The organism is Pseudomonas sp. Y39-6, assembly GCF_023651955.1.
GTDB classification, from domain to species: domain Bacteria; phylum Pseudomonadota; class Gammaproteobacteria; order Pseudomonadales; family Pseudomonadaceae; genus Aquipseudomonas; species Aquipseudomonas veronii.
In genome coordinates this window covers 4030002-4049261 of record NZ_CP069594.1, presented here as the reverse complement: position 1 = coordinate 4049261, position 19260 = coordinate 4030002, and the positions used below count along the sequence as shown (strand labels likewise).

General features: G+C 63.4%; 16 protein-coding genes. 4 read left to right on the top strand and 12 right to left on the bottom strand.

The genetic code is table 11. From position 1 onward, the window contains the following. Positions 1 to 65: 65 nt before the first annotated feature. The gene (gene tkt, locus JN756_RS18230) at positions 66 to 2120 is read right to left on the bottom strand and encodes a transketolase (protein WP_201021154.1); all 2055 of its coding nucleotides are present in this window, start codon (positions 2118 to 2120) and stop codon (positions 66 to 68) included. A 174-nt stretch (positions 2121 to 2294) separates the two neighbouring features. On the opposite strand from tkt, the gene JN756_RS18225 reads away from it, so the two are divergent. Then, on the top strand, positions 2295 to 2519 hold the full coding sequence (locus JN756_RS18225; protein WP_046383097.1) for a DUF465 domain-containing protein: 225 nt from the start codon (positions 2295 to 2297) through the stop codon (positions 2517 to 2519). Positions 2520 to 2693: 174 nt separating this feature from the next. On the opposite strand, the gene hglS is transcribed toward JN756_RS18225, so the two are convergent. Next, positions 2694 to 4070, bottom strand: coding sequence for a 2-oxoadipate dioxygenase/decarboxylase HglS (hglS, locus tag JN756_RS18220; protein WP_201021153.1), 1377 nt, complete (start codon positions 4068 to 4070; stop codon positions 2694 to 2696). A gap of 195 nt (positions 4071 to 4265) precedes the next feature. On the opposite strand from hglS, the gene JN756_RS18215 reads away from it, so the two are divergent. Then, the gene (locus tag JN756_RS18215) at positions 4266 to 6896 is read left to right on the top strand and encodes an MGH1-like glycoside hydrolase domain-containing protein (protein ID WP_177030554.1); all 2631 of its coding nucleotides are present in this window, start codon (positions 4266 to 4268) and stop codon (positions 6894 to 6896) included. Positions 6897 to 7075: 179 nt separating this feature from the next. Here the strand turns inward: JN756_RS18215 and JN756_RS18210 are convergent, their stop codons facing one another. Then, a complete protein-coding gene (locus JN756_RS18210; protein ID WP_108526392.1) occupies positions 7076 to 7390 on the bottom strand; it encodes an SCP2 sterol-binding domain-containing protein in 315 nt (104 codons plus the stop codon). A 56-nt stretch (positions 7391 to 7446) separates the two neighbouring features. After that, on the bottom strand, positions 7447 to 8157 hold the full coding sequence (locus JN756_RS18205; RefSeq protein ID WP_108526394.1) for a histidine phosphatase family protein: 711 nt from the start codon (positions 8155 to 8157) through the stop codon (positions 7447 to 7449). 195 nt (positions 8158 to 8352) lie between these two features. Here JN756_RS18205 and sohB point away from each other — a divergent pair, with 195 nt between their 5' ends. Then, a complete protein-coding gene (sohB, locus tag JN756_RS18200; RefSeq protein ID WP_057005447.1) occupies positions 8353 to 9378 on the top strand; it encodes a protease SohB in 1026 nt (341 codons plus the stop codon). Between the two features lie 53 nt (positions 9379 to 9431). On the opposite strand, the gene JN756_RS18195 is transcribed toward sohB, so the two are convergent. Further along, positions 9432 to 10940 (bottom strand): MFS transporter, encoded by a 1509-nt coding sequence (locus JN756_RS18195; protein WP_017846666.1) that lies wholly within the window; start codon positions 10938 to 10940, stop codon positions 9432 to 9434. Positions 10941 to 11090: 150 nt separating this feature from the next. Here JN756_RS18195 and JN756_RS18190 point away from each other — a divergent pair, with 150 nt between their 5' ends. Continuing rightward, positions 11091 to 11963 (top strand): LysR family transcriptional regulator, encoded by an 873-nt coding sequence (locus JN756_RS18190; protein WP_046383104.1) that lies wholly within the window; start codon positions 11091 to 11093, stop codon positions 11961 to 11963. A gap of 4 nt (positions 11964 to 11967) precedes the next feature. On the opposite strand, the gene dhaL is transcribed toward JN756_RS18190, so the two are convergent. From dhaL to JN756_RS18155, 7 genes are all read right to left on the bottom strand, one after another. Next, complete coding sequence (dhaL, locus tag JN756_RS18185) at positions 11968 to 12612, bottom strand: dihydroxyacetone kinase subunit DhaL (RefSeq protein ID WP_017846664.1); 645 nt, start codon at positions 12610 to 12612, stop codon at positions 11968 to 11970. 3 nt (positions 12613 to 12615) lie between these two features. Beyond that, positions 12616 to 13617, bottom strand: a complete 1002-nt coding sequence (locus JN756_RS18180) for a dihydroxyacetone kinase subunit DhaK (protein WP_108526400.1) — start codon at positions 13615 to 13617, stop codon at positions 12616 to 12618. Between the two features lie 56 nt (positions 13618 to 13673). Continuing rightward, positions 13674 to 14789, bottom strand: a complete 1116-nt coding sequence (locus JN756_RS18175; RefSeq protein WP_046383106.1) for an MDR/zinc-dependent alcohol dehydrogenase-like family protein — start codon at positions 14787 to 14789, stop codon at positions 13674 to 13676. Between the two features lie 27 nt (positions 14790 to 14816). Next, the gene (locus JN756_RS18170) at positions 14817 to 15572 is read right to left on the bottom strand and encodes an SDR family oxidoreductase (RefSeq protein WP_126588297.1); all 756 of its coding nucleotides are present in this window, start codon (positions 15570 to 15572) and stop codon (positions 14817 to 14819) included. Positions 15573 to 15744: 172 nt separating this feature from the next. After that, a complete protein-coding gene (locus tag JN756_RS18165; RefSeq protein ID WP_201021152.1) occupies positions 15745 to 16752 on the bottom strand; it encodes a substrate-binding domain-containing protein in 1008 nt (335 codons plus the stop codon). A 37-nt stretch (positions 16753 to 16789) separates the two neighbouring features. Continuing rightward, positions 16790 to 17776: an ABC transporter permease gene (locus tag JN756_RS18160; protein WP_017846659.1), complete on the bottom strand. Its 987-nt coding sequence runs from the start codon at positions 17774 to 17776 to the stop codon at positions 16790 to 16792. Then, positions 17773 to 19260 carry a sugar ABC transporter ATP-binding protein gene (locus tag JN756_RS18155; protein WP_046383108.1) on the bottom strand — a complete coding sequence of 496 codons (1488 nt, stop codon included), beginning with the start codon at positions 19258 to 19260 and terminating at the stop codon, positions 17773 to 17775. The genes JN756_RS18160 and JN756_RS18155 overlap by 4 nt, the downstream gene beginning before the upstream one ends.

The window sequence follows — 19260 nt, the reverse complement described above, 5'->3', positions numbered from 1 at the left end:
AAGGGAATGCGGTCAATGTGGGAGGGGGCTTGCCCCCGATAGCGGAGTGTCAGTCACCGTTGTGATCAATGTTCCTGCCGTTGGATCTGTTGCTTGGCCAGCTTCACCACATTCTCCACGGTAAACCCGAACTTCTCCTGCAACTTGGCCAGGGGCGCCGATGCGCCAAAGCTGTTCATCACCACTTTGGCGCCGGTCTGTCCGACATAGCGGTCCCAGCCCAAGGGGCCGGCCTGTTCCACCACCACCCGCGCGGTCACCGCTGGCGGCAGTACGCTGTCGCGGTAGGCGGTGGGCTGCTCTTCGAACAGCTCCCAGCTGGGCATCGAGACCACCTGCGCGGCAATGCCTTCGCCTTTGAGCTGTTCATACGCCGCCACCGCCAGGCTGACTTCGCTGCCGGTTGCCAGCAGGATGACCTCGGGGTGTGCGGCGCCGGCCAGCACATAGGCTCCCTGGGCGGCACCGGACGCGGCTGCGTACTGCGTGCGGTCCAGAGTCGGCAGCGGTTGGCGCGACAACACCATGCAGCTCGGCCGGTGAGTCTGGGCCAGGGCAACCTTCCACAGTTCCAGGGTTTCATTCGCGTCGCCGGGACGCAGGGTCAGCAACCCCGGCGTGGCGCGCAGTTGGCTCAGGTGTTCGATCGGCTGGTGTGTCGGGCCGTCTTCGCCGACGCCGATCGAGTCATGGGTAAACACGAACACCACCGGCAATTCCATGATTGCCGCGAGGCGGATCGGCGGCTTCATGTAGTCGCTGAACACCAGGAACGTCGAGGTGTACGGGCGCAGGTAGGACAGCGCCATGCCATTGGCGATCGCCCCCATGGCATGTTCACGGATGCCGAAGTGCAGGTTGCGTCCGCTGTAGTCGTCGGCACTGAAACGTCCGGCGCCGTCGAAGGTCAGGTTGGTTTTGGTCGACGGCGACAAATCCGCCGAACCGCCCAGCAGCCAGGGAATCTGCCGGGCGAAGGCATTCAGCACCGCGCCGCCGGCGGCACGGCTGGCCACGCCCTTGGCGTCGGGGTCGAAGCTGGGCAGTTCAGCCTGCCATTGCTCGGGCATGTTCCCGGCGCGCATGCGTTGCAGTTCGTCGGTCAGTTGCGGGTCGAGGGACGCCAGGGTTTGCTGCCACTGTCGGTACAACGGCTCGGCCCGCGCGTGCAATGCATCACGCAACACCGTGCGCGCCTCCTCGGGCACCAGGAAGCTGGCGTCTTCCGGCCAGCCATACGCGGCCTTGGTCAGGCGGATCTCCGCCTCGCCCAGCGGCTCGCCATGGGCAGCGGCGGTGTTGTGTTTGTGCGGCGAGCCGTAGCCGATCACGCTGTCGACCACGATCAGGGTCGGCGCACCGGTATTGTGCTGGAAGGTTTCCAGCGCCGTGCTCAGAGCACTCAGGTCGTTGGCATCGGTCACATGCAAGGTGTGCCAGCCATAGGCCTGGAAACGCTGGATCACGTCCTCGCTGAAGGCCAGTTCGGTGTGGCCTTCGATGCTGATGGTGTTGTTGTCATAGATCCAGCACAGGTTGTCCAACCGCAAATGCCCGGCCAGGGAGGCGGCTTCGCTGCTGATGCCTTCCATCATGTCGCCGTCGCCGCACAGGGTGTAGACGTTGTAGTCGAACAGCACTTGGCCGTCGCGGTTGAAGCGCTCGCCCAACCAGCGCCCGGCCATGGCCATGCCGACGCTGTTGGCGCACCCCTGGCCGAGGGGGCCGGTGGTGGTTTCTACGCCGGTGGTCATGCGGTACTCGGGGTGGCCTGGGGTCTTGGAACCCATCTGCCGGAACTGCTGGATATCGTCCAGGCTGATCGCCGGCAGCCCCGAGCGCTGGCCCTGGGCATCGATCTCGACCACGCCGGCCAGGTGCAGCAACGAATACAGCAGCATCGATGCATGCCCCACCGACAACACAAAACGGTCGCGGTTGGGCCAGTCGGGATGCTCCGGGTGATAACGCAGGAAGCGACTCCACAGCGTATACCCCACCGGCGCCAGGCCCATGGGCGTGCCGGGGTGGCCGGAATTGGCCTTCTGCACGGCATCCATGGCCAGGGTGCGCAGGGTGTTGATGCATTGGGTGTCGACAGCGGTGGCGGCGTGATTCATGAAACCGGTCTCCCTCGGGTGGCGATCTACAGTGGAGGGCAGGGCGCGGCAAAGGTTTGATTCCATCGCCGGTGTAGCGACGAACGGAACTGGTTTGCCCGCAAACATGACAAGACCCCCTGGAATGGGCTAGCTTCAAGGGCGTAATCATTGATCAACTTGCGGAGGTAGGCCATGCCAGTGAAACACGACCTGTATCAGGACTTGGGTTTGAGCAAGGACGAAGTCGATGGACACCGGGCGAAAAATCCGCGTCTGAACGCGCTGTTTGATAAATACAACGCCGTCGACGAACTGGTGGTGAGCGCTGAAAAGGCGGCCGGCAGCGATGAGGAACTGAAGAAGTTAAAGGAAAAACGCTTGTTGGTTAAAGATGAGATCAAGGGTTTGCTGGAGTAAAGCGCGCGATCCATTCACCCCGCAGGGAGCGCGTCAGTCGCTCCCTTGCACATTTTTTCAGATTTGGCTGAACGACATCCTTCCCGCCGATACTTATGATGCCCGCCGTCCACCCGGCTCTGGGGGGTTATAGGGCGCGAGGATTGCGCTGCTGAGCCGGGCGGGCAGTTTGTTTCAGGCCAGTAGCGTGTGAGTGCATTCATCCATCGAGCGTTGTTGCGTCTCGGCATACAGCGCCAACTCATCAAGGGTCTTGCGCCCCAGTGCCTGTTCGAATTCGGCCTGGTTCGAGTTGGCCGTGTAGTGATTTTGCGCTGCATCCCCCAGGTTCGACTGGAAAATCCCCGCGGCACTCACCGGCAGAAAATCCTCATACACCAGCGGTTCTACATCGACGTGACCGGCGGCGATCAGCGCGTCCAGCGTGCGCGGTTGGTCGGCTTGGCCGCGTGCCGCGAGGCCTTTGTCGGTGGCGAAGTAGCGGAAGTAGGCCAGGCCTTGTTCGCGCATTTGTGTGTGGTCGTCCGGGAAGGCCTGGAAGTGCTGTTCCATCAAGTGCATGTAATGCGCGGCGTTGGCTTCGTTGGGGAAGGCGCCGAGTGCGTCGCGGGCGGCATTCAGCAGTTGGTCGTACAGCGTGCGGCCTTTGGGTGTGAGGGCGACGCCGCGTTGTTCGATTTCGCCGAAACGCGCGCTGTGGCTGCCTTGGGCGTCGGTGAAGGCGATGGTTTCGTCGAGGGCCTTGAAGCTGGTCTGGCGCAGCAGGATCGGGCAGTGGCGGCGCGGCGGGCCTTCGATCACGGCTTTGGGGGTGATGCCTTTGCCGGGCATGGCGGCCTGGACCTGGTCGATATCCAGGGTGCGCGGGGTCAGGTGGTTGATGTGCGGGCCCTTGAAGGCCACCACGTCGGCGATCAGGCGATGCTGGTCGCTCAGTTGCCGGTACTGCGCGGCGGTGACGGTGGCGGTGTGGTGCCAGCGGAAGGTTTCCAGGGCCTGGCGGATGAATGTCTCGGCGTCGTCAGCGTTGAGGCCGCCATCGCGTTCCGCTTGTTCGATCAGGGCGAGGGCGCCGGAGGTGAAGATCGAACGCTTGGCCAGGGCGGCTTCGGCGAAGGCGCGCAGTTCGGGGTTCTCGATCAGTTCCAGGCGCAGCAACGAGGTGAATACGCGAAACGGGCTGGTTTGCAGCGCGCATTCATGCACGGCGCGAAATGCGGTGGAATGCACCGGCACGCCGGCCGGGGTCAGGTCGTAGTAGCCCACCGGTTGCATGCCCATCACCGCGAACAGGCGGCGGATGGTCGCCAGTTCGGCGGCGGTACCCAGGCGAATGGCGCCGTGGCGTTCCATGTCCAGGCGCTGGATTTCGCCGGTCCGTTGCAGTTGTTGCGCCAGGCTCGGGTCGGCGTCGAGCACGCGGCGGTTGATGTCGGCCACCAGCTCCATCAGCGCGCCGTACAGGGGCACTTCATCGCGGTACATGTCGGACATGGCCTTGGAAAAACCTTTGCGGATGTCGTCGGGGCTGATAAACGCGGTGCTGGGCATAGAAAAATTCCTGGCTGCGGTAAGAGTAATGAATGCCGTTACCCCCGATTCTGTTGGGCGCCGCAGGCCCGCGCAAACGAAGATTCCTCTGGACTTCATTCTGCAAACGAATGAGTGGGGTAAAACCGTCTTCATGTGCATCCCGCCGGGAATGGGTTCTACACTGGCCTTACGCGATGGCTGAGGGAGGATTGGATGAGCGCCACTATTGTGCAAACCACTGAAGGCCAGCGCCTGGCCGCCGATTCCGCCGAGTGCTGGCGCGAGTGGGGCCCGTACCTGAGCGAACGCCAATGGGGCACGGTGCGCGAGGACTACAGCGCCGACGGCGATGCCTGGCGTTACTTCCCGCACGAACATGCGCGCAGCCGCGCTTACCGCTGGGGCGAGGATGGCCTGGCCGGGTTCAGTGACAAGGCGCAACGCTGGTGCCTGGGCCTGGCGCTGTGGAACGAGCATGACGCGATCATCAAGGAGCGCCTGTTCGGCCTGAACAACGCCGAGGGCAACCACGGTGAGGACGTCAAGGAACTGTACTTTTTCGTCGACGGTGTGCCGAGTCATGCCTACATGCGTATGCTCTACAAATATCCCCACGCGGCGTTTCCCTACGCCGACCTGATCGCCGAAAACGCCCAGCGCGGGCTGGCGGACGCCGAGTACGAAATCCTCGATACCGGCGTGTTCGAAGACAACCGGTATTGCGACGTCAGCGTCGAATACGCCAAGCACCAGCCCGACGATATCTTCATGCGCGTCAGCGTCCACAACCGCTCCGACCAGCCGACACGCCTGCAAGTGCTGCCGCAGGTGTGGGCGCGCAATGATTGGAGCTGGACCGTCGGCGCGCCGAAACCGCAGTTGCGGCTGGACGGCGAGCGCGTGCTGGCGCGGCATCATGAATTGCCGGACCGCCACCTCAGCGCCTGGGGCCAGGACGGCGTCGAATGGCTGTTCTGCGAAAACGAAAGCAACGCCCCCAAGCTGGACGGGCAACCGGCGCCGGGGCCGTTCAAGGATGGGATCAACGATTACGTGGTGGCGGGGCAGGAAACCGCGATTCGCCGCGACAGCGGCACCAAGGCGGCCGCGCGTTTCGTCCTGGAGTTGGCGGGTCTGGAGCGCAAAGTCGTGTATCTGCGCTTTGCGCCCAAGGACGCGCCCGAGGTCAATGCGCGCAAGCTGTTTGAACAGCGCCGCCAGGAAGCCGATGACTTCTACGCCGCGTTGCAACAGGGTATCGCCGACGCCGACGCGCGCAATGTGCAGCGCCAGGCCCTGGCCGGTTTGCTGTGGTCCAAGCAGCTCTATTATTTCGACGTGAACCAATGGCTCGACGGCGATCCGACCCAACCCGCGCCGCCGCCCGAACGCCTGCAACGGCGCAATAGCCATTGGCGGCACCTGTCCAACTTCGACATCCTCTCCATGCCCGACACCTGGGAATACCCGTGGTATGCCTCCTGGGACCAGGGCTTTCAGGCGGTGGCCATGGCGCTGATCGATCCGGGGTATGCCAAGCAACAACTGTTGCTGCTGGTGAAGGACCGCTTCATGCACCCCAACGGCCAGTTGCCGGCCTATGAATGGCGCTTCGACGACGCCAACCCGCCGGTGCATGCCTGGGCCTGTTGGCGGGTGTATCAGCAGGACAAGGCGTTGACCGGCGTCGGCGACATGGATTTCCTGGAGCGGATCTTCCACAAGTTGCTGTTGAATTTCTCCTGGTGGGTCAACCGCAAGGATGCCGAAGGGCGCAACCTGTTTCAGGGTGGGTTCCTCGGCCTGGACAATATCGCCTTGTTCGACCGCTCGGCCGCACTGCCGCCGGGCTACCAACTGGATCAGGCCGACGGCACGGCGTGGGTGGCGGCGTATGCGCTGGACCTGATGCGTATCGCGCTGGAACTGGCCAAGCGCAATGTTGTGTACGTCGATATCGCGGTGAAGTTTTTCGAGCACTTCCTGTATATCGCTGGCGCGATCAACCGTGTCGACGACAGCGCCGAGGGCCTGTGGGACGAACAGGACCTGTTCTTCTACGACGTACTGCACCGTCCCGACGGTCAGAACGAACCGGTGCGCCTGCGTTCCATCGTCGGCCTGATGCCGCTGTTCGCCGTGCTGGTGCTGGAACAGCGCGAGCATGAGGGCCTCGAAGGCTTGCGTGAGCGGTTGTTGGGCTTCATGCACCACCGGCCGGACCTGGCCAAGCTGGTCTCGCGTTGGAACGAACCGGGGCAGGGCAATCGCCTGTTGCTGGCGTTATTGCGCGGCGAGCGCACCAAGGACTTGCTGCGGCGCATGCTGGATGACGATGAGTTTCTTTCGGCGTTTGGCGTGCGCTCAATGTCCAAGGCCTTTGCCGAGCAGCCCCTGGCGCTGAAGATGAACGGCGACACGTTGTGCGCGCGCTACCAACCCGGTGAATCCGATTCGCGTTTGTACGGCGGCAATTCCAACTGGCGCGGGCCGTTGTGGATGCCGGTGAATTACATGCTGATCGAATCGTTGCGCGAGTTTCATCGGTACTACGCGGATAACTTCTCGGTGGAGTACCCGACGGGCAGTGGTTATCTGTCGTCCCTGGAGGAAGTCGCCGACAGCCTCAGCCAGCGTCTGAGCCGATTGGTCCTCAGGGATGACAATGGCCTGCGTCCGTCGATGGCCGGGTATGCGCAGTTGGAGGCGGACCCGGCCAGTCGTGATCTGGTGTTGTTCCATGAGTATTTCCATGGGGAGACCGGGCGCGGGTTGGGGGCGTCACACCAGACGGGGTGGAGTGCGTTGGTGGCGTTGCTGTTGCATGTACCGTCCATGCCTTGAATCGGGTAAATTCGCCGCCCCGACTTTTACAGGGATGTAGAACATGGCGAACGCTGCCATCCCCCACCAGATTTGGAGCAGTTCAAGAAAGTCGACGCCGCTGATCGCCGGCCGAGAAACGACAAATCCCGCCATTGGCGGGATTTGTCGTTTCAATGCGTGCGTTACAGCCAGCGTTCTCAGGAAGGGAACAGATCGCTCAGCTTCATCGCCAGCATCATGTCGCCTTCGGTGCGCAGGTTGCCGTTCATGAAGGCCTGCATGCCGTCGGTTTCGCCGCTGACGATGCCTTTCAGTGTTTCGCCGTTCATGACCAGGGTCACCAGGGCGTCTGGGTTTTCGCCTTTCTGCAGTTCACAGGTGCCGTCTTTGACGATCAGCGAGAAGTGTTCGCTGTCATCGATACAGAAACCGAATACCAGGTCCAGGCCGGCAGCAGCGGCTGGGTTGAATTTGGCTTTCATTGCTTCTACGGCTTTAGCTACGTCAGTCATGGTTTCGATCCTTTAGGGTAGAGTCCAGCGACCTTGGGGTCACGGTTGGCCGCACTTCATCGGAAAGTGATGAGCTGCGGCGCCTTCAACAGTTGCAAGTGGGTATGACTGTTGAAGGAAGCCAGTGCCACCTCGCGACCGCGGAATTTCAGCTGGTTGAGCGAGGTGTTAACAATTTGCCAGTTCAGTTCGAAGGCCTGGGCGACCGGCATCCGGGTAATCAGGTGGAGCAGGGCAGTAATAGTGCCGCCGGAGGTGAACACGGCGATCTTGTGCGTGTTGTCGGCCGCTTCCAGCAGACGCTGCAGGCCACCCTGGACGCGCTCGACAAACCCCAGCCAGCTTTCCAGCCCCGGCGTATCGTAAGTGCCGGCCACCCAGCGCTCGATGATCAGGGCGAAGATGCGCTGGAACTCGCTGCGGTTCTGCGCGGCGTTGCGCAGGATGTCCAGGGCGTCGGGTTCGCGGGTGAGCAGGTCGGGGAGCAGGGCGCGGATGATCGCGTCGGCGTCGAATTCGTTGAAGGCGCTGTCGACTTCCAGGGCTGGAACCGCCAGGCCGAGGGCGCTGTATTGATCGAACGCGGCCGTGGCGGTGTGCTGCTGGCGGCGCAGGTCGCCGGCGACGCAGCGGTCGAACGTCACGCCCATGTCTGCCAGGTGGCGACCGAGGATTTGCGCTTGTTCCACGCCGACGGGCGACAGGACGTCATAGTCGTCTGCACCGAAGGAGGCCTGGCCATGTCGAATCAGATAGATGCTGCCCACGTCCGTTTTCCCGGTACGTTGAAAGTCTGGCGAGGTTATGAGGATGCCTGCGAGCTGTCAATGAAAAAACATACGCTTGTTTTAAAAGCGTGTTAGAGCGCCTGCCTGCTGGCGGTTTGAGCACTGGCTCCCCGGCGGTCCCGTCGGTATGCTTGGGCGATCCGCGCCTGGCGCCGTGCATTGTTAAGGAGACACATGGATTTTTTGGCTGAATACGCGAGCTTTCTGGCGAAGACCGTCACCCTGGTGGTCGCGATTCTGGTGGTACTGATCAGCTTCGCGGCACTGCGCAGCAAAGGTCGTCGCAAATCGGCTGGCCAGTTGCAGGTCAGCAAGCTGAATGATTTCTACAAAGGCCTGCGCGAGCGCCTTGAATCGACCGTGCTCGACAAGGATCAGCTCAAGGCCCTGCGCAAGTCTGAAAGCAAAGCCGAAAAGAAGAACAGCAAAAAGAAACCCGAGGCCAAGCCACGGGTGTTCGTGCTCGACTTCGACGGCGACATCAAGGCCTCGGCCACCGAGAGCCTGCGTCATGAAATCACTGGCTTGCTGAGCCTGGCCACGCCCAAGGACGAAGTGGTGCTGCGCCTGGAAAGCGGCGGCGGCATGGTTCACAGCTACGGGTTGGCGTCGTCGCAACTGGCGCGGATTCGCCAGGCGGGCGTGCCGTTGACCGTGTGCATCGACAAGGTCGCGGCCAGCGGCGGCTACATGATGGCGTGCATTGGCGAGAAGATCATCAGCGCACCGTTCGCGATCCTCGGTTCCATCGGGGTGGTGGCGCAGTTGCCCAACGTCAACCGCCTGTTGAAAAAGCACGATATCGACTTTGAAGTGCTGACCGCCGGCGAATACAAACGCACCCTCACCGTGTTTGGCGAAAACACCGATAAGGGCCGGGAGAAGTTCCAGGAAGACCTGGACATCACTCACCAGTTGTTCAAGAACTTCGTGTCGCGCTATCGCCCGCAGCTGGCGATCGACGAAGTGGCGACCGGGGAAGTGTGGCTGGGTGTTGCAGCCCTCGACAAGCAACTGGTCGACGAGCTGCAAACCAGCGACGAATACCTGGCCACCAAGGCCAAGACCGCCGAGGTATTCCACCTGCATTACTCTGAGCGCAAGAGCCTGCAAGAGCGCGTGGGCCTGGCGGCCAGCGGTTCGGTGGACCGCGTGCTGCTGACCTGGTGGAGCCGGTTGACCCAGCAGCGGTTCTGGTAAGCCTCTTTGGGGTATAGGTAATACCTGTGGGAGGGCGCTTGCCCCTCCCACATTTAGTTCGGTGTGGGTATCGGCTTGCGCATCAGCCTCCCCACCACCAGCGCTCCGAGCAATCCCAATAACCCTGCCACCCACAACACCCCGCTGAACCCGTCCACAAATGCCTGCCGCGCCAGCGGTTGCAGCCTCACCCGCGCCGCCTCGGGCACCAGGTTCAGCGCCGCCGGCATATCACCCGCCACCACCCGCGAAGCGATTCCCGCCACCTGCGCCTGCCATTGCGGGTCGATACTTGCGCGCAACAACTGTTCGCTGTGGCTGCTCAGCAGTGCCCCATACACGCCAATCGCCAACATGATCGCGCTGAAGCGCATGGTGGTGCTCATGCCCGAGGCCATCCCCGCACGCTCCCGTGGCACGCAGGCCATGATGTTTTTCTGCGTATCACCGTTGAGCAAACCGGCACCGGCCCCGGTGACTGCAATCGCCAGGGCGAAGGGCAGGTAGCCGCCGACATTCAGCGCCCAGGCGCTCAACAGGTTGCCGCAGCCGACGAGGGTCAAACCGCTGGCCATCATGGTCGCCGGCGCCAAGCGTCGCGCCAGGCGTGCGCCGATCCGTGGGCCAATCAGCATTGTCAGCGCGAACGGCAGCATGCCCAGGCCCGAGGCAATCGCCGAAAAGCCCAGGCCGTTCTGCAGGTAAAACGGCAGCAACGTCATCATCACCTGGGCGCAGCCGGCGTAGGCGAACATGCCCAGCAGGGCGCCGATAAAGCGCGGGTGACGGAACAGTTGCAGGTCGACCATCGGCCGCTGCTGCAGCCGCTCGACCAGCACGAACACGCCCAGGAGCAACCCGCCACCGAGCAGGCGCGCGTAGGTCAGCGGGTTGTCCCAGCCGATGCGGTTGGCCTCGATCAACCCCCAGATCAAACACAGCAGGCTGGCGCTGAACGCCAGGCTGCCCCACGGGTCGAGCCGCGCAGCCAGGGTATCTCGGGACTCGGGGATGGCGTGCAGCACCAGCGCCATCAACCCCAGGCCCACCGGCAGGTTGAGGTAGAAAATCCAGCGCCAGCCCAGGTACTCGGTGATCAAGCCGCCGAGGGTCGGTGCGGCGGTCATTGCCACGCCCATGCACGCGCCCCAGAACGCCCAGGCCTTGGCCCGTTCCACTTCGTCGTGGAAGGTGTGGCCAATGGAGGCGAGCGCCGAGGTGAGCAGCAGCGCGGCGCCGACGCCTTTGACGGCGCGCGCGATATCCAGCCACAGCGCGCTGGGCGCGGCGCCGCAGCCGAGGGAGGCGAGGATGAAAATACCCAGGCCCCAGATCAGGCTCCTCTTGCGGCCGAAGCGGTCGGCGACGCTGCCGGCGGGCAACAACAGCGCGGCGAAGGCGAGCATATAGGCGCTGACCACCCACTCGATATCCGCGAAGTTGGCCCCCAGGTCGCGGGCGATACTCGGCAGGGTGACGGCGACGATATTGGTGTCGAGCACAATCAGCGAGCAGACGCCGGAAGCGGTCAGCAGTGTCAGGCGTGGACTGACCCGGCTCATGCTGTAATTACCCTACAGGCAATATGGAAAAGACAGTTGACGGACATCGCAAGGGCTCTCTACTGTTGAAGTACCTTGAGCTTATCCCCGCACGCTGCTGCCTTTGTTAGCCACGGCGAAGCACTTCATTACCTTTGAGCTAATCCTCGTATGGACATCCGCCATTTTCGCTACTTCCTGGCCGTGGCCCGACAGCGCAACTTCACTCGCGCCGCCGAGCAGTTGGGCATCGCCCCGCCGACCTTGAGCCGGCAGATCCAGGACATGGAAACCAGCCTGGGCACGCGCTTGTTTATCCGTCAGCAGCGCGAAGTCAGCCTGACCGAAGCCGGCGCCGCGCTGTTGGTCGAGGCCGAAGCCACCGTGCGTCAATTCGAATTTGCCCAGCGCAGTGCCCAGCGTGCCGGGCGTGGCGAGACCGGCCACATCGAATTGGGCTACGTGGCTTCGGCGGTGTATTCCGGGTTGTTGCAGCGACAAATGCACGGGTTCAGCCAGGCGTTTCCCGACGTCAGCGTGAACGTGCGCGAATGTGCGATGGCGACCTTGCCCGGCGCGGTGGCGGATGGGCGCTACGACATAGGCTACATCCGTTCGCCGATGACGTTGCCCGACGGCGTGGAGGCGGTACGCCTGCACCGCGAAGGTTTCGTGCTGGCGCTGCCCCAGGATTCCTGGTTACTGGGGTTGAAGGGCATCGGTTGCGAGCATCTGCAAAACGAGACGTTTATCCTGCCGGAGCAGATCAGCGGCACGTTGCACGTCGCCGCCCAAGGCGGTTATGCGCCGCGCCTGGGGCCGCAGCCGGGCGGGTTGGTCGCGGTGGTGGCATTGGTGTCGTTGGGGCAGGGCGTGGCTGTGGTGCCGGCGTCGGTGGTCGGGCATGTGAGTCTGCCGGGCGTGGTCTATCGCAGTATCCAGGGCAGTGAGGCGGCGTCGTGGCTGTCGTTGATTCACCGGCGCTTCGAGCAAGCGCCGGCGGTGGCGCGGTATATCCAGCAGGTCAAGCAAGCGCCAGCCTGAGGCGTTACACCAGCCGCGGCTGCACGGAATCGGCCAGGCGGGTGAGGATCAGGCAGCACGACACCGCGCCGGCATCCAGCACGCCCAGTGAGCGTTCGCCCAGGCGGCTGGCGCGGCCGATCTTGGCCACCAGGTCCTTGGTCGAGTCGCGCCCCTGTGAGGCGGCGGTTTTCATCGCGTCGAGCGCATCGCCGAAGGACGCCCCCTGCGCATGGGCCCGCTCGAACGCTTCGACCGCCGGGATCAAGGTGTCCATCAGGCACTTGTCACCCACGCCGGCCTCGGTGATGTCTTGCAACGAGGTCAGGCCGCCGCGCAGCAGGTGGGCGAAGGTGGCCGCGTCGATGTCTTCGCAGCCGCGCACTTCATCGGCCATGCCGATAAACAGGCTGCCGTACAACGGCCCCATGGAGCCGCCGATGCCTTCCATCAGGCTCAGGGTCAGTTCGTCCAGGGCTTCGGCCAGGCTCAGTTGGCGGCCTTCGATCGCGCGCCCGCAATGGGCGAAGCCCTTGGCCATGTTGATGCCGTGGTCGCCGTCGCCAATCGCGCCGTCGATTTCGCTGAGGTACTCACGGTTGGCCACGATCACGCTGACCAGGTCGGCGACGATGGCGCTGCCGTCGCGGGTGGAAAAATGCTCGCTCATGGTTCACTCCGCCTGGGTCATGCCGATGGAACGGCAGGGTTGGTCGATCAGGGTTTTCAGCTCGGTGTCGAGGCCGAGCAGGGTCAGGGTCACGCCCATCATTTCCAGGGACGTGAAGTAGTTGCCCACGTAGCAACGGTGGATTTTCAAACCCTTGGCGGTGAGTTGGCGTTCCACCTCGGCGTAGAAAATATACAGCTCCATCACCGGCGTGGCGCCGAGGCCGGAGACCAGCACCACCACGCTGTCGTCCTGGCTGAAGTCGCGGTCGGCGAGGATCGGCGCGAGCATGCGCTCGGCCATGGCGGCGGCGGGTTCGATCGGGATGACTTCGATGCCCGGTTCGCCGTGATGGCCGATGCCCAGTTCCATCTGGCCGTCCGCAATCTCGAAGTTCGGCTTGCCCACGGCGGCAATGGTGCAGGGGGTGAGGCCGATGCCGATCGAGCGGCAATGGTCGACGGCTTTCTGGGTGACGCGGATCACACCGTCCAGGTCGTAGTGCTGGGCAGCGGCGGCACCGCCGATCTTCCACATGAAGATTTCCCCGGCCACGCCGCGCCGCTTGGCGATCTCGGCCTTGGGCGCGGACGCCACGTCGTCGTTGGCGACCACGGTGCGGATACGCATGTCTTTGCTGGCGGCCATTTTCATCGCCAGCTTCACGTTCATGTTGTCGCCGGCATAGTTGCCGTACAGGCAGGCCACGCCAGCGCCGTGGTCGGCGGCGCGGAACGCATCGAAGAAGCTCTTGGCGGTGGGCGAGGAAAAAATCTCGCCGACGGCCACGGCGTCGACCAGGCCGGGGCCGACGTAGCCGAGGAAAGCCGGCTCATGGCCCGAGCCGCCGCCGGTGACGATGCCGACGCGGCCTTGGCCCGACGGTTTGGCTTTGACGATGACCCGTGGATTGGTTTCGTACTGGCGCAATTGCGGATGCGCGACCAGGATGCCGCGCAGCATGTCCTCGACCACGTGGTCCGGATCGTTGATGACTCGATTCATAACGCGGGTTCCTGTGTTCTTGTTTTAAGGGTTCACAGCTGTTCAGTGTGGTGTGCTTAGGGTTCGAGGACGACCTTGAGTGATTTGTCGCCTCGCTCCATCACCGCAAACGCTTCCTTGAAGTCCGCCAGGGCGAACTTGTGGGTCACCACGTCACGCATGTCGATCTTGCGGTTGCCGATAAAGTCGATGGCGCGCGGGTACATGTACGGCCCCAGGTGCGAGCCGAGGATGTCCAGTTCCTTGCGGTCGCCGATGATCGACCAATCCACCGTAGCCTCGTCGTTGAACACGCTGAACTCAACGAAACGCCCGAGTTTGCGCAGCATCGCCAGGCCCTGGTTGACGGCCTTGTGATGACCGGTGGCTTCGATATAGATGTCGCAGCCGTAGCCGTCGGTGATTGCGCGGATCTTCGCCAGCACGTCCACCTCGGCCGGGTTCCACACTTCGTCGGCGCCCATGCGCAGGGCGAGGGCGGCGCGTTCGGGTTTCATGTCGAGCACGATCAGTTTTTTCGGATTGCGCATGCGTACCGCGCCGATGATCCCCAGGCCCAGCGTACCGGCGCCGGCGACCACCACCACGTCGTCGAAATCTACATTGGCGCGCTCCGCCGCGTGCAGCGAGCAGGCCAGCGGTTCGATCAGGATCGCCTCGTCCGGCGCAATCGAGTCCGGCACCTTATGGATGATGCCTTCCTTGGTGAAGATCATGTACTGCGCCATGGCGCCCTGCACATTGTTCTGGAAGCCATACAGGTCGTGTTTCTGGCACATCCAGTACTGGCCGTGGTTGCAGAAGCGGCAACCCCAGCACGGCACGATCTGTTCCGAGATCACCCGGTCGCCGACCTTCACCCCACGCTTTTCCGCGCCGGGGCCGAGGGCCACCACGCGGCAGACGAATTCGTGGCCGGGGATCATCGGCGGCTTGACGTAGCGCGGTTGCTCGGCGTCGCCCCAGAACGACGGGGCGCCGCGATAGGTCTTGATGTCGCCCATGCAAATGCCGCACAGCTCGACCTTGGTGAGGATTTCATCGGGGCCGGGGGTGGGCACGTCGACGGTTTCCAGGCGGTAGTCTTCCGGACCATGGCAGACCACGGCCTGCATGGTTTTCGGGATGATCGGGGTGAGTTGCTCGGGCGTGCGTTCGGTAACGGTGGACATGACAAAACCTCACGACAAATAGATGAATTATTGAATGCTGTAGCCGCCGTCGATCACCATGTTGGCGCCGGTGACCATTTGTGCCGCGTCGCTGAGCAGGTACAGCGCCAGCCCGGCGATTTCTTCCGGCTGGGCAAAGCGGCCCGCCGGGATCTGCAATTTGGCCCGTTCGCCGACTTCGCCGGCCCAGGCCTGCTTGCCCAGCGCGGTCTCGACGATGGTGGGGGAGATGGCGTTGACGTTGATCTGTGGCGCCCATTCCATGGCCAATACCTTGGTCATGCCGACGATGGCCGCTTTGCTCGCGCAATACGCGACATGCCGGTCCAGGCCGATCACCGCGGCCTGGGAGGCCAGGTTGACGATGCGCCCGCCGCCCTGGGCGAGCATGTGCCGGGCGCAGGCCTGGGCGACGAAGAAGCTGGCCTTGAGGTTGATGTCGAGGGTGGTGTCCCAGGCGCTTTCGCTGACGTCGATGGCCTTGTCCAGCAAGGCCACGCCGGCGCTGTTGATCAGGTAATCGAGGCGTTGGAAGTGGGCGAAAACCCGGTCGACGCTGTGTTGCACCTGGTCGATCTGGCTGAGGTCGACGGCAATGCCCAGATGCTCGGCGCCGAGGCTGGCGGCCACGGCCACCACCGCCGGGTCGCGGTCCAGCAGCGCCACCCGCGCGCCGCGTTCGACCAGCAGGCTGGCGCAGGCCAGGCCGATGCCGGCGGCACCGCCGGTGATCACCGCGCAACGGCCGGTGAGGTCGAAGGCTTGGTTCCAGAATCCAGACATGAATGACTCCTCTTTTAATAGCACTGGAGATTCAATGTGGGAGGGGGCTTGCCCCCGATGGCGGTGTGTCAGTCACCTGATCTATCACTGGTGCACCGCTATCGGGGGCAAGCCCCCTCCCACATTTGCTCCCACACTTGCTCCCACACTTGAGTGTGTTTTAAGCCAGTAGTTACTTGCCGCCGCTGACTTGTTGGTACAGCGCGTCGGCATTGGCGTTGGTCACCGGCACCCACGGCAGGATGTAGGTCTTGGCGGTGCCGTCAGCCCATTTCACGTCCTTGGCATAACGTTCCCAGATCACCGATTGCGGTGTGTAGTCCTTGCCGGCGAGGGCGCGCAATGCCACGTCCAATGCGCCTTGGGACTGGGCCTGGGCGTCCTGGAGGAAGGTGGTGACTTCGTCTTTCTTCGCCGCCTGGATCGCATCCGGCATGCCGTCGATCGAGGTGACGGGCACGTCCTTGGAGGTCAGTCCGTGGGACTTCAGGGCCTGCACAGCGCCCAGGGCCATGTCGTCGTTCTGCGCGATCACGCCGTTGATGCCTTTGGGGTGGGCGTTGAGCCAGTCTTCAGTCAGCGACAGGGCCTGGGCGCGGTCCCAGTTGGCGGTTTTTTTCTCGATGATCTTGATGCCGGGGTGTTTGCCCAGCACTTCCAGCTCGCCTTTTTCCCGGTCGATCTGCGCCGACTGGCCAATCGGGCCCTGGATGATCACCACGTTACCCTTGCCGTTGAGCTTGTCGACCATGGCCTGGGCCTGCAGGCGGCCGCCTTCGACGTCGTCGTTGCCCACATACGGCACGGCGGCGTCGGCCACTTTGGTGTTGGAGGCGATCACCACCACGTCGTTGCTCATGGCCTGCTTCACACTGCCGACGCCGGCCTTGGTGTCGATGGGCACGAACAGGATCGCGTCGTAGTGTTGGGTCACCATGTTTTCGATCTGGTTGTTCTGCGTCAGGGCGTCGTAATTGCCGTCGAATACGGTCAATTGCACGGTGCCGTCCTTGACCGCCGGGTGTTCCTTGAGCTCGCGGACCCAGTTCTGCATGAACTGGCCCTTGAGGCCGTAGACGGCTGCGCCGACCTTGTAGGTCTTGCCGTCGGCGGCCACGGCGATACTGCTGGCGAGCAGGGAGAGGGCCGCCACGGCGGCCAAGGTGGTACCAAGTTTCATGAGGGGAACTCCGTTATTGTTGTAGTTGGGTCGTTCTCTAGCGTTTTTTCTTGCGCCACACGTCGATCAGTACTGCGAACACGATGATCAGGCCCTTGGCGACCTGCTGGTAATAGGACGACACACCGAGCAGGTTCAGCCCGTTGTTGATCACGCCGATCAACAGCGCGCCGAACAGCGTGCCGACAATGCTGCCGGTGCCGCCCGACAAGCTGGTGCCGCCGATCACCACGGCGGCAATCGCGTCCAGCTCATAGGACACCCCAGCCTGGGGCAGGGCGGAAGTGGTGCGCGCCGACAACACCACGCCGGCCAGCCCGGCGAGCAGGCCCGAGACCACGTACACCGAAAACATCACCTTGCGCACGCCGATGCCGGAGGTGCGCGCGCTCTTTTCATTGCCGCCCACCGCGTACACATAGCGGCCGTAAGTGGTGTAGCGCAGCACCATCCAGAAGATCAGCGCGACCACGGCAAAGATGATGATGGGGATGCCGATCGGGCCGATCTTGCCGATACCCAGTGCTAGGTAGGCATCTGGCAGGTCGGTGATCGGGCTGCCGTCGTTGAGGATGAAGGTCATGCCGCGCGCAATGCTGAGCATGCCGAGGGTGGCCACGAACGGCGGGATCGACAGGTTGGCGACCATGAAGCCGTTCACCACGCCGAGCATCGCCCCGGCGAACATCCCGGCGCTCACCGCCGCCAGCAGGCCGTAGCCCTGGGTCGCGACCATCGCGCTGCACAGTCCGGCAAACGCCAGGATCGAACCCACGGACAGGTCGATGCCCTTGGTCAGGATCACGTAGGTCATGCCCACGGCGAGGATGCCGTTGATGGAGGTCTGGCGCAGGATGTCCATCCAGTTGCGCCAGGTCATGAAGTATTCGCTGGAAAACGCCATCACCACGCACAGCAGGATAAACACCAGCGGCAGGCCGAAGCGGTCGAGGGACAGGCGCAGGCGGTTGCGCGGCGCGGCGGTGATGGAGGTGGCTGGGGTGGACAGGGTTTTGGCATTCATGAGGCAAGACTCAACAAGGCTTCCTGGGAAAGGGCGGTGTCGGTGCTGATGGTCACCAGCCGGCCGCCTTTGAATACGGCGATGCGATCGCTCAAATGCAGCAGTTCCGGGGCTTCCGACGACACCACGATGGCGGCGCCGCCGGCACGCACGAACTGGTCGAGCAGGTGGTAGATCTCCTGCTTGGCGCCTTCGTCGATGCCGCGAGTGGGCTCGTCGCACAGCAGGCACACCGGTTCGGTCGACAGGCATTTGGCGAGCACGACTTTCTGCTGGTTGCCGCCGCTCATGGAGGCCACCGGCAGTTCCAGGGAGGCGGTCTTGATCTGCAGGCGCTTGACCATGTCCTGGGCCAAGCGGGTTTCCTTGCGCGCGTTGATCAGCGACCAACTCGACAGGCGTTTGTAGGCCGACAGGGCGATGTTCGACAGAATGCTGCCGGTCAGCACCAGGCCGCTGTCTTTGCGGTCTTCGGTGACCAGCGACATGCCGGCGTCGATGGTTGCCTTGGGCTGCCCGATCGGCATGGGCTTGCCTTGCAGGGTGACGTTGCCGGAATCGGCCACCGTCAGCCCGTAGATGCAATTGAGGAACTCGCTGCGCCCCGAACCCATCAGGCCATAGATGCCAAGGATCTCGCCCTGGCGCAGTTGCAGGCTGATGTCGTGGAACTCGCCTTTACGGCTCAGATTGTCGACCTGCAGGCAGGTGGCGGCGGCGCATTCGCGGCCGACCTTGTGGTCGATGCGCGTCAGTTCCTGGCCGACGATGCCGCGCACCAAATGGTCGCGGTCGATATCTGCCATGCGCCCGCTTTCCACGAAGGCGCCGTCGCGGAAGATGCTGTAGTCATCGGCGATCTGCGCCAGTTCGCTCAAGCGGTGCGATACATACACGATGCCGGCGCCACGGGCGGTGAGGCGGCGGATCGCCTTGAACAGGGTCTGCGCTTCGTGCTCGCCGATGGCTGAGGTGGGTTCGTCCATGATCATCACCTGGCAGTCATGGCTGAACGCCTTGGCGATTTCCACCAGTTGGATCTGCGCCACGCTGAGGCGGTGCATCGGGCTGCTGGCGTCGACGTCGAACTCCAGGCTTTCGAGCAGCTCGCGGGTGCGCCGGTTCAGGGCCTTGTTGTCGACGATGCAGCCGGCGCGGCGTGGTTCGCGGCCCAGCCAGATATTTTCGGCGACGGTCATGTAGGGGATGGGTTCCAGCTCTTGGGTGATCATTGCGATCCCCGATGCCAGGGCTTCACTCGGGCGGTTGAACTGCACCGCTGTGCCGTTGAGCAGGATGGTGCCGGCGTCGCGCGGGGTGATGCCCATCAGGATGCTCAGGAACGTCGACTTGCCCGCGCCATTACCGCCGCACAGGGCGTGGACGCTGCCGGCACGCAGAGAGAGGCGCCCGTCACGCAGGGCAGGGATACCGGCGTAAGCCTTGGCGACGTGTTCAGCCTGGAGCAGTAATGGCGTGGCCAT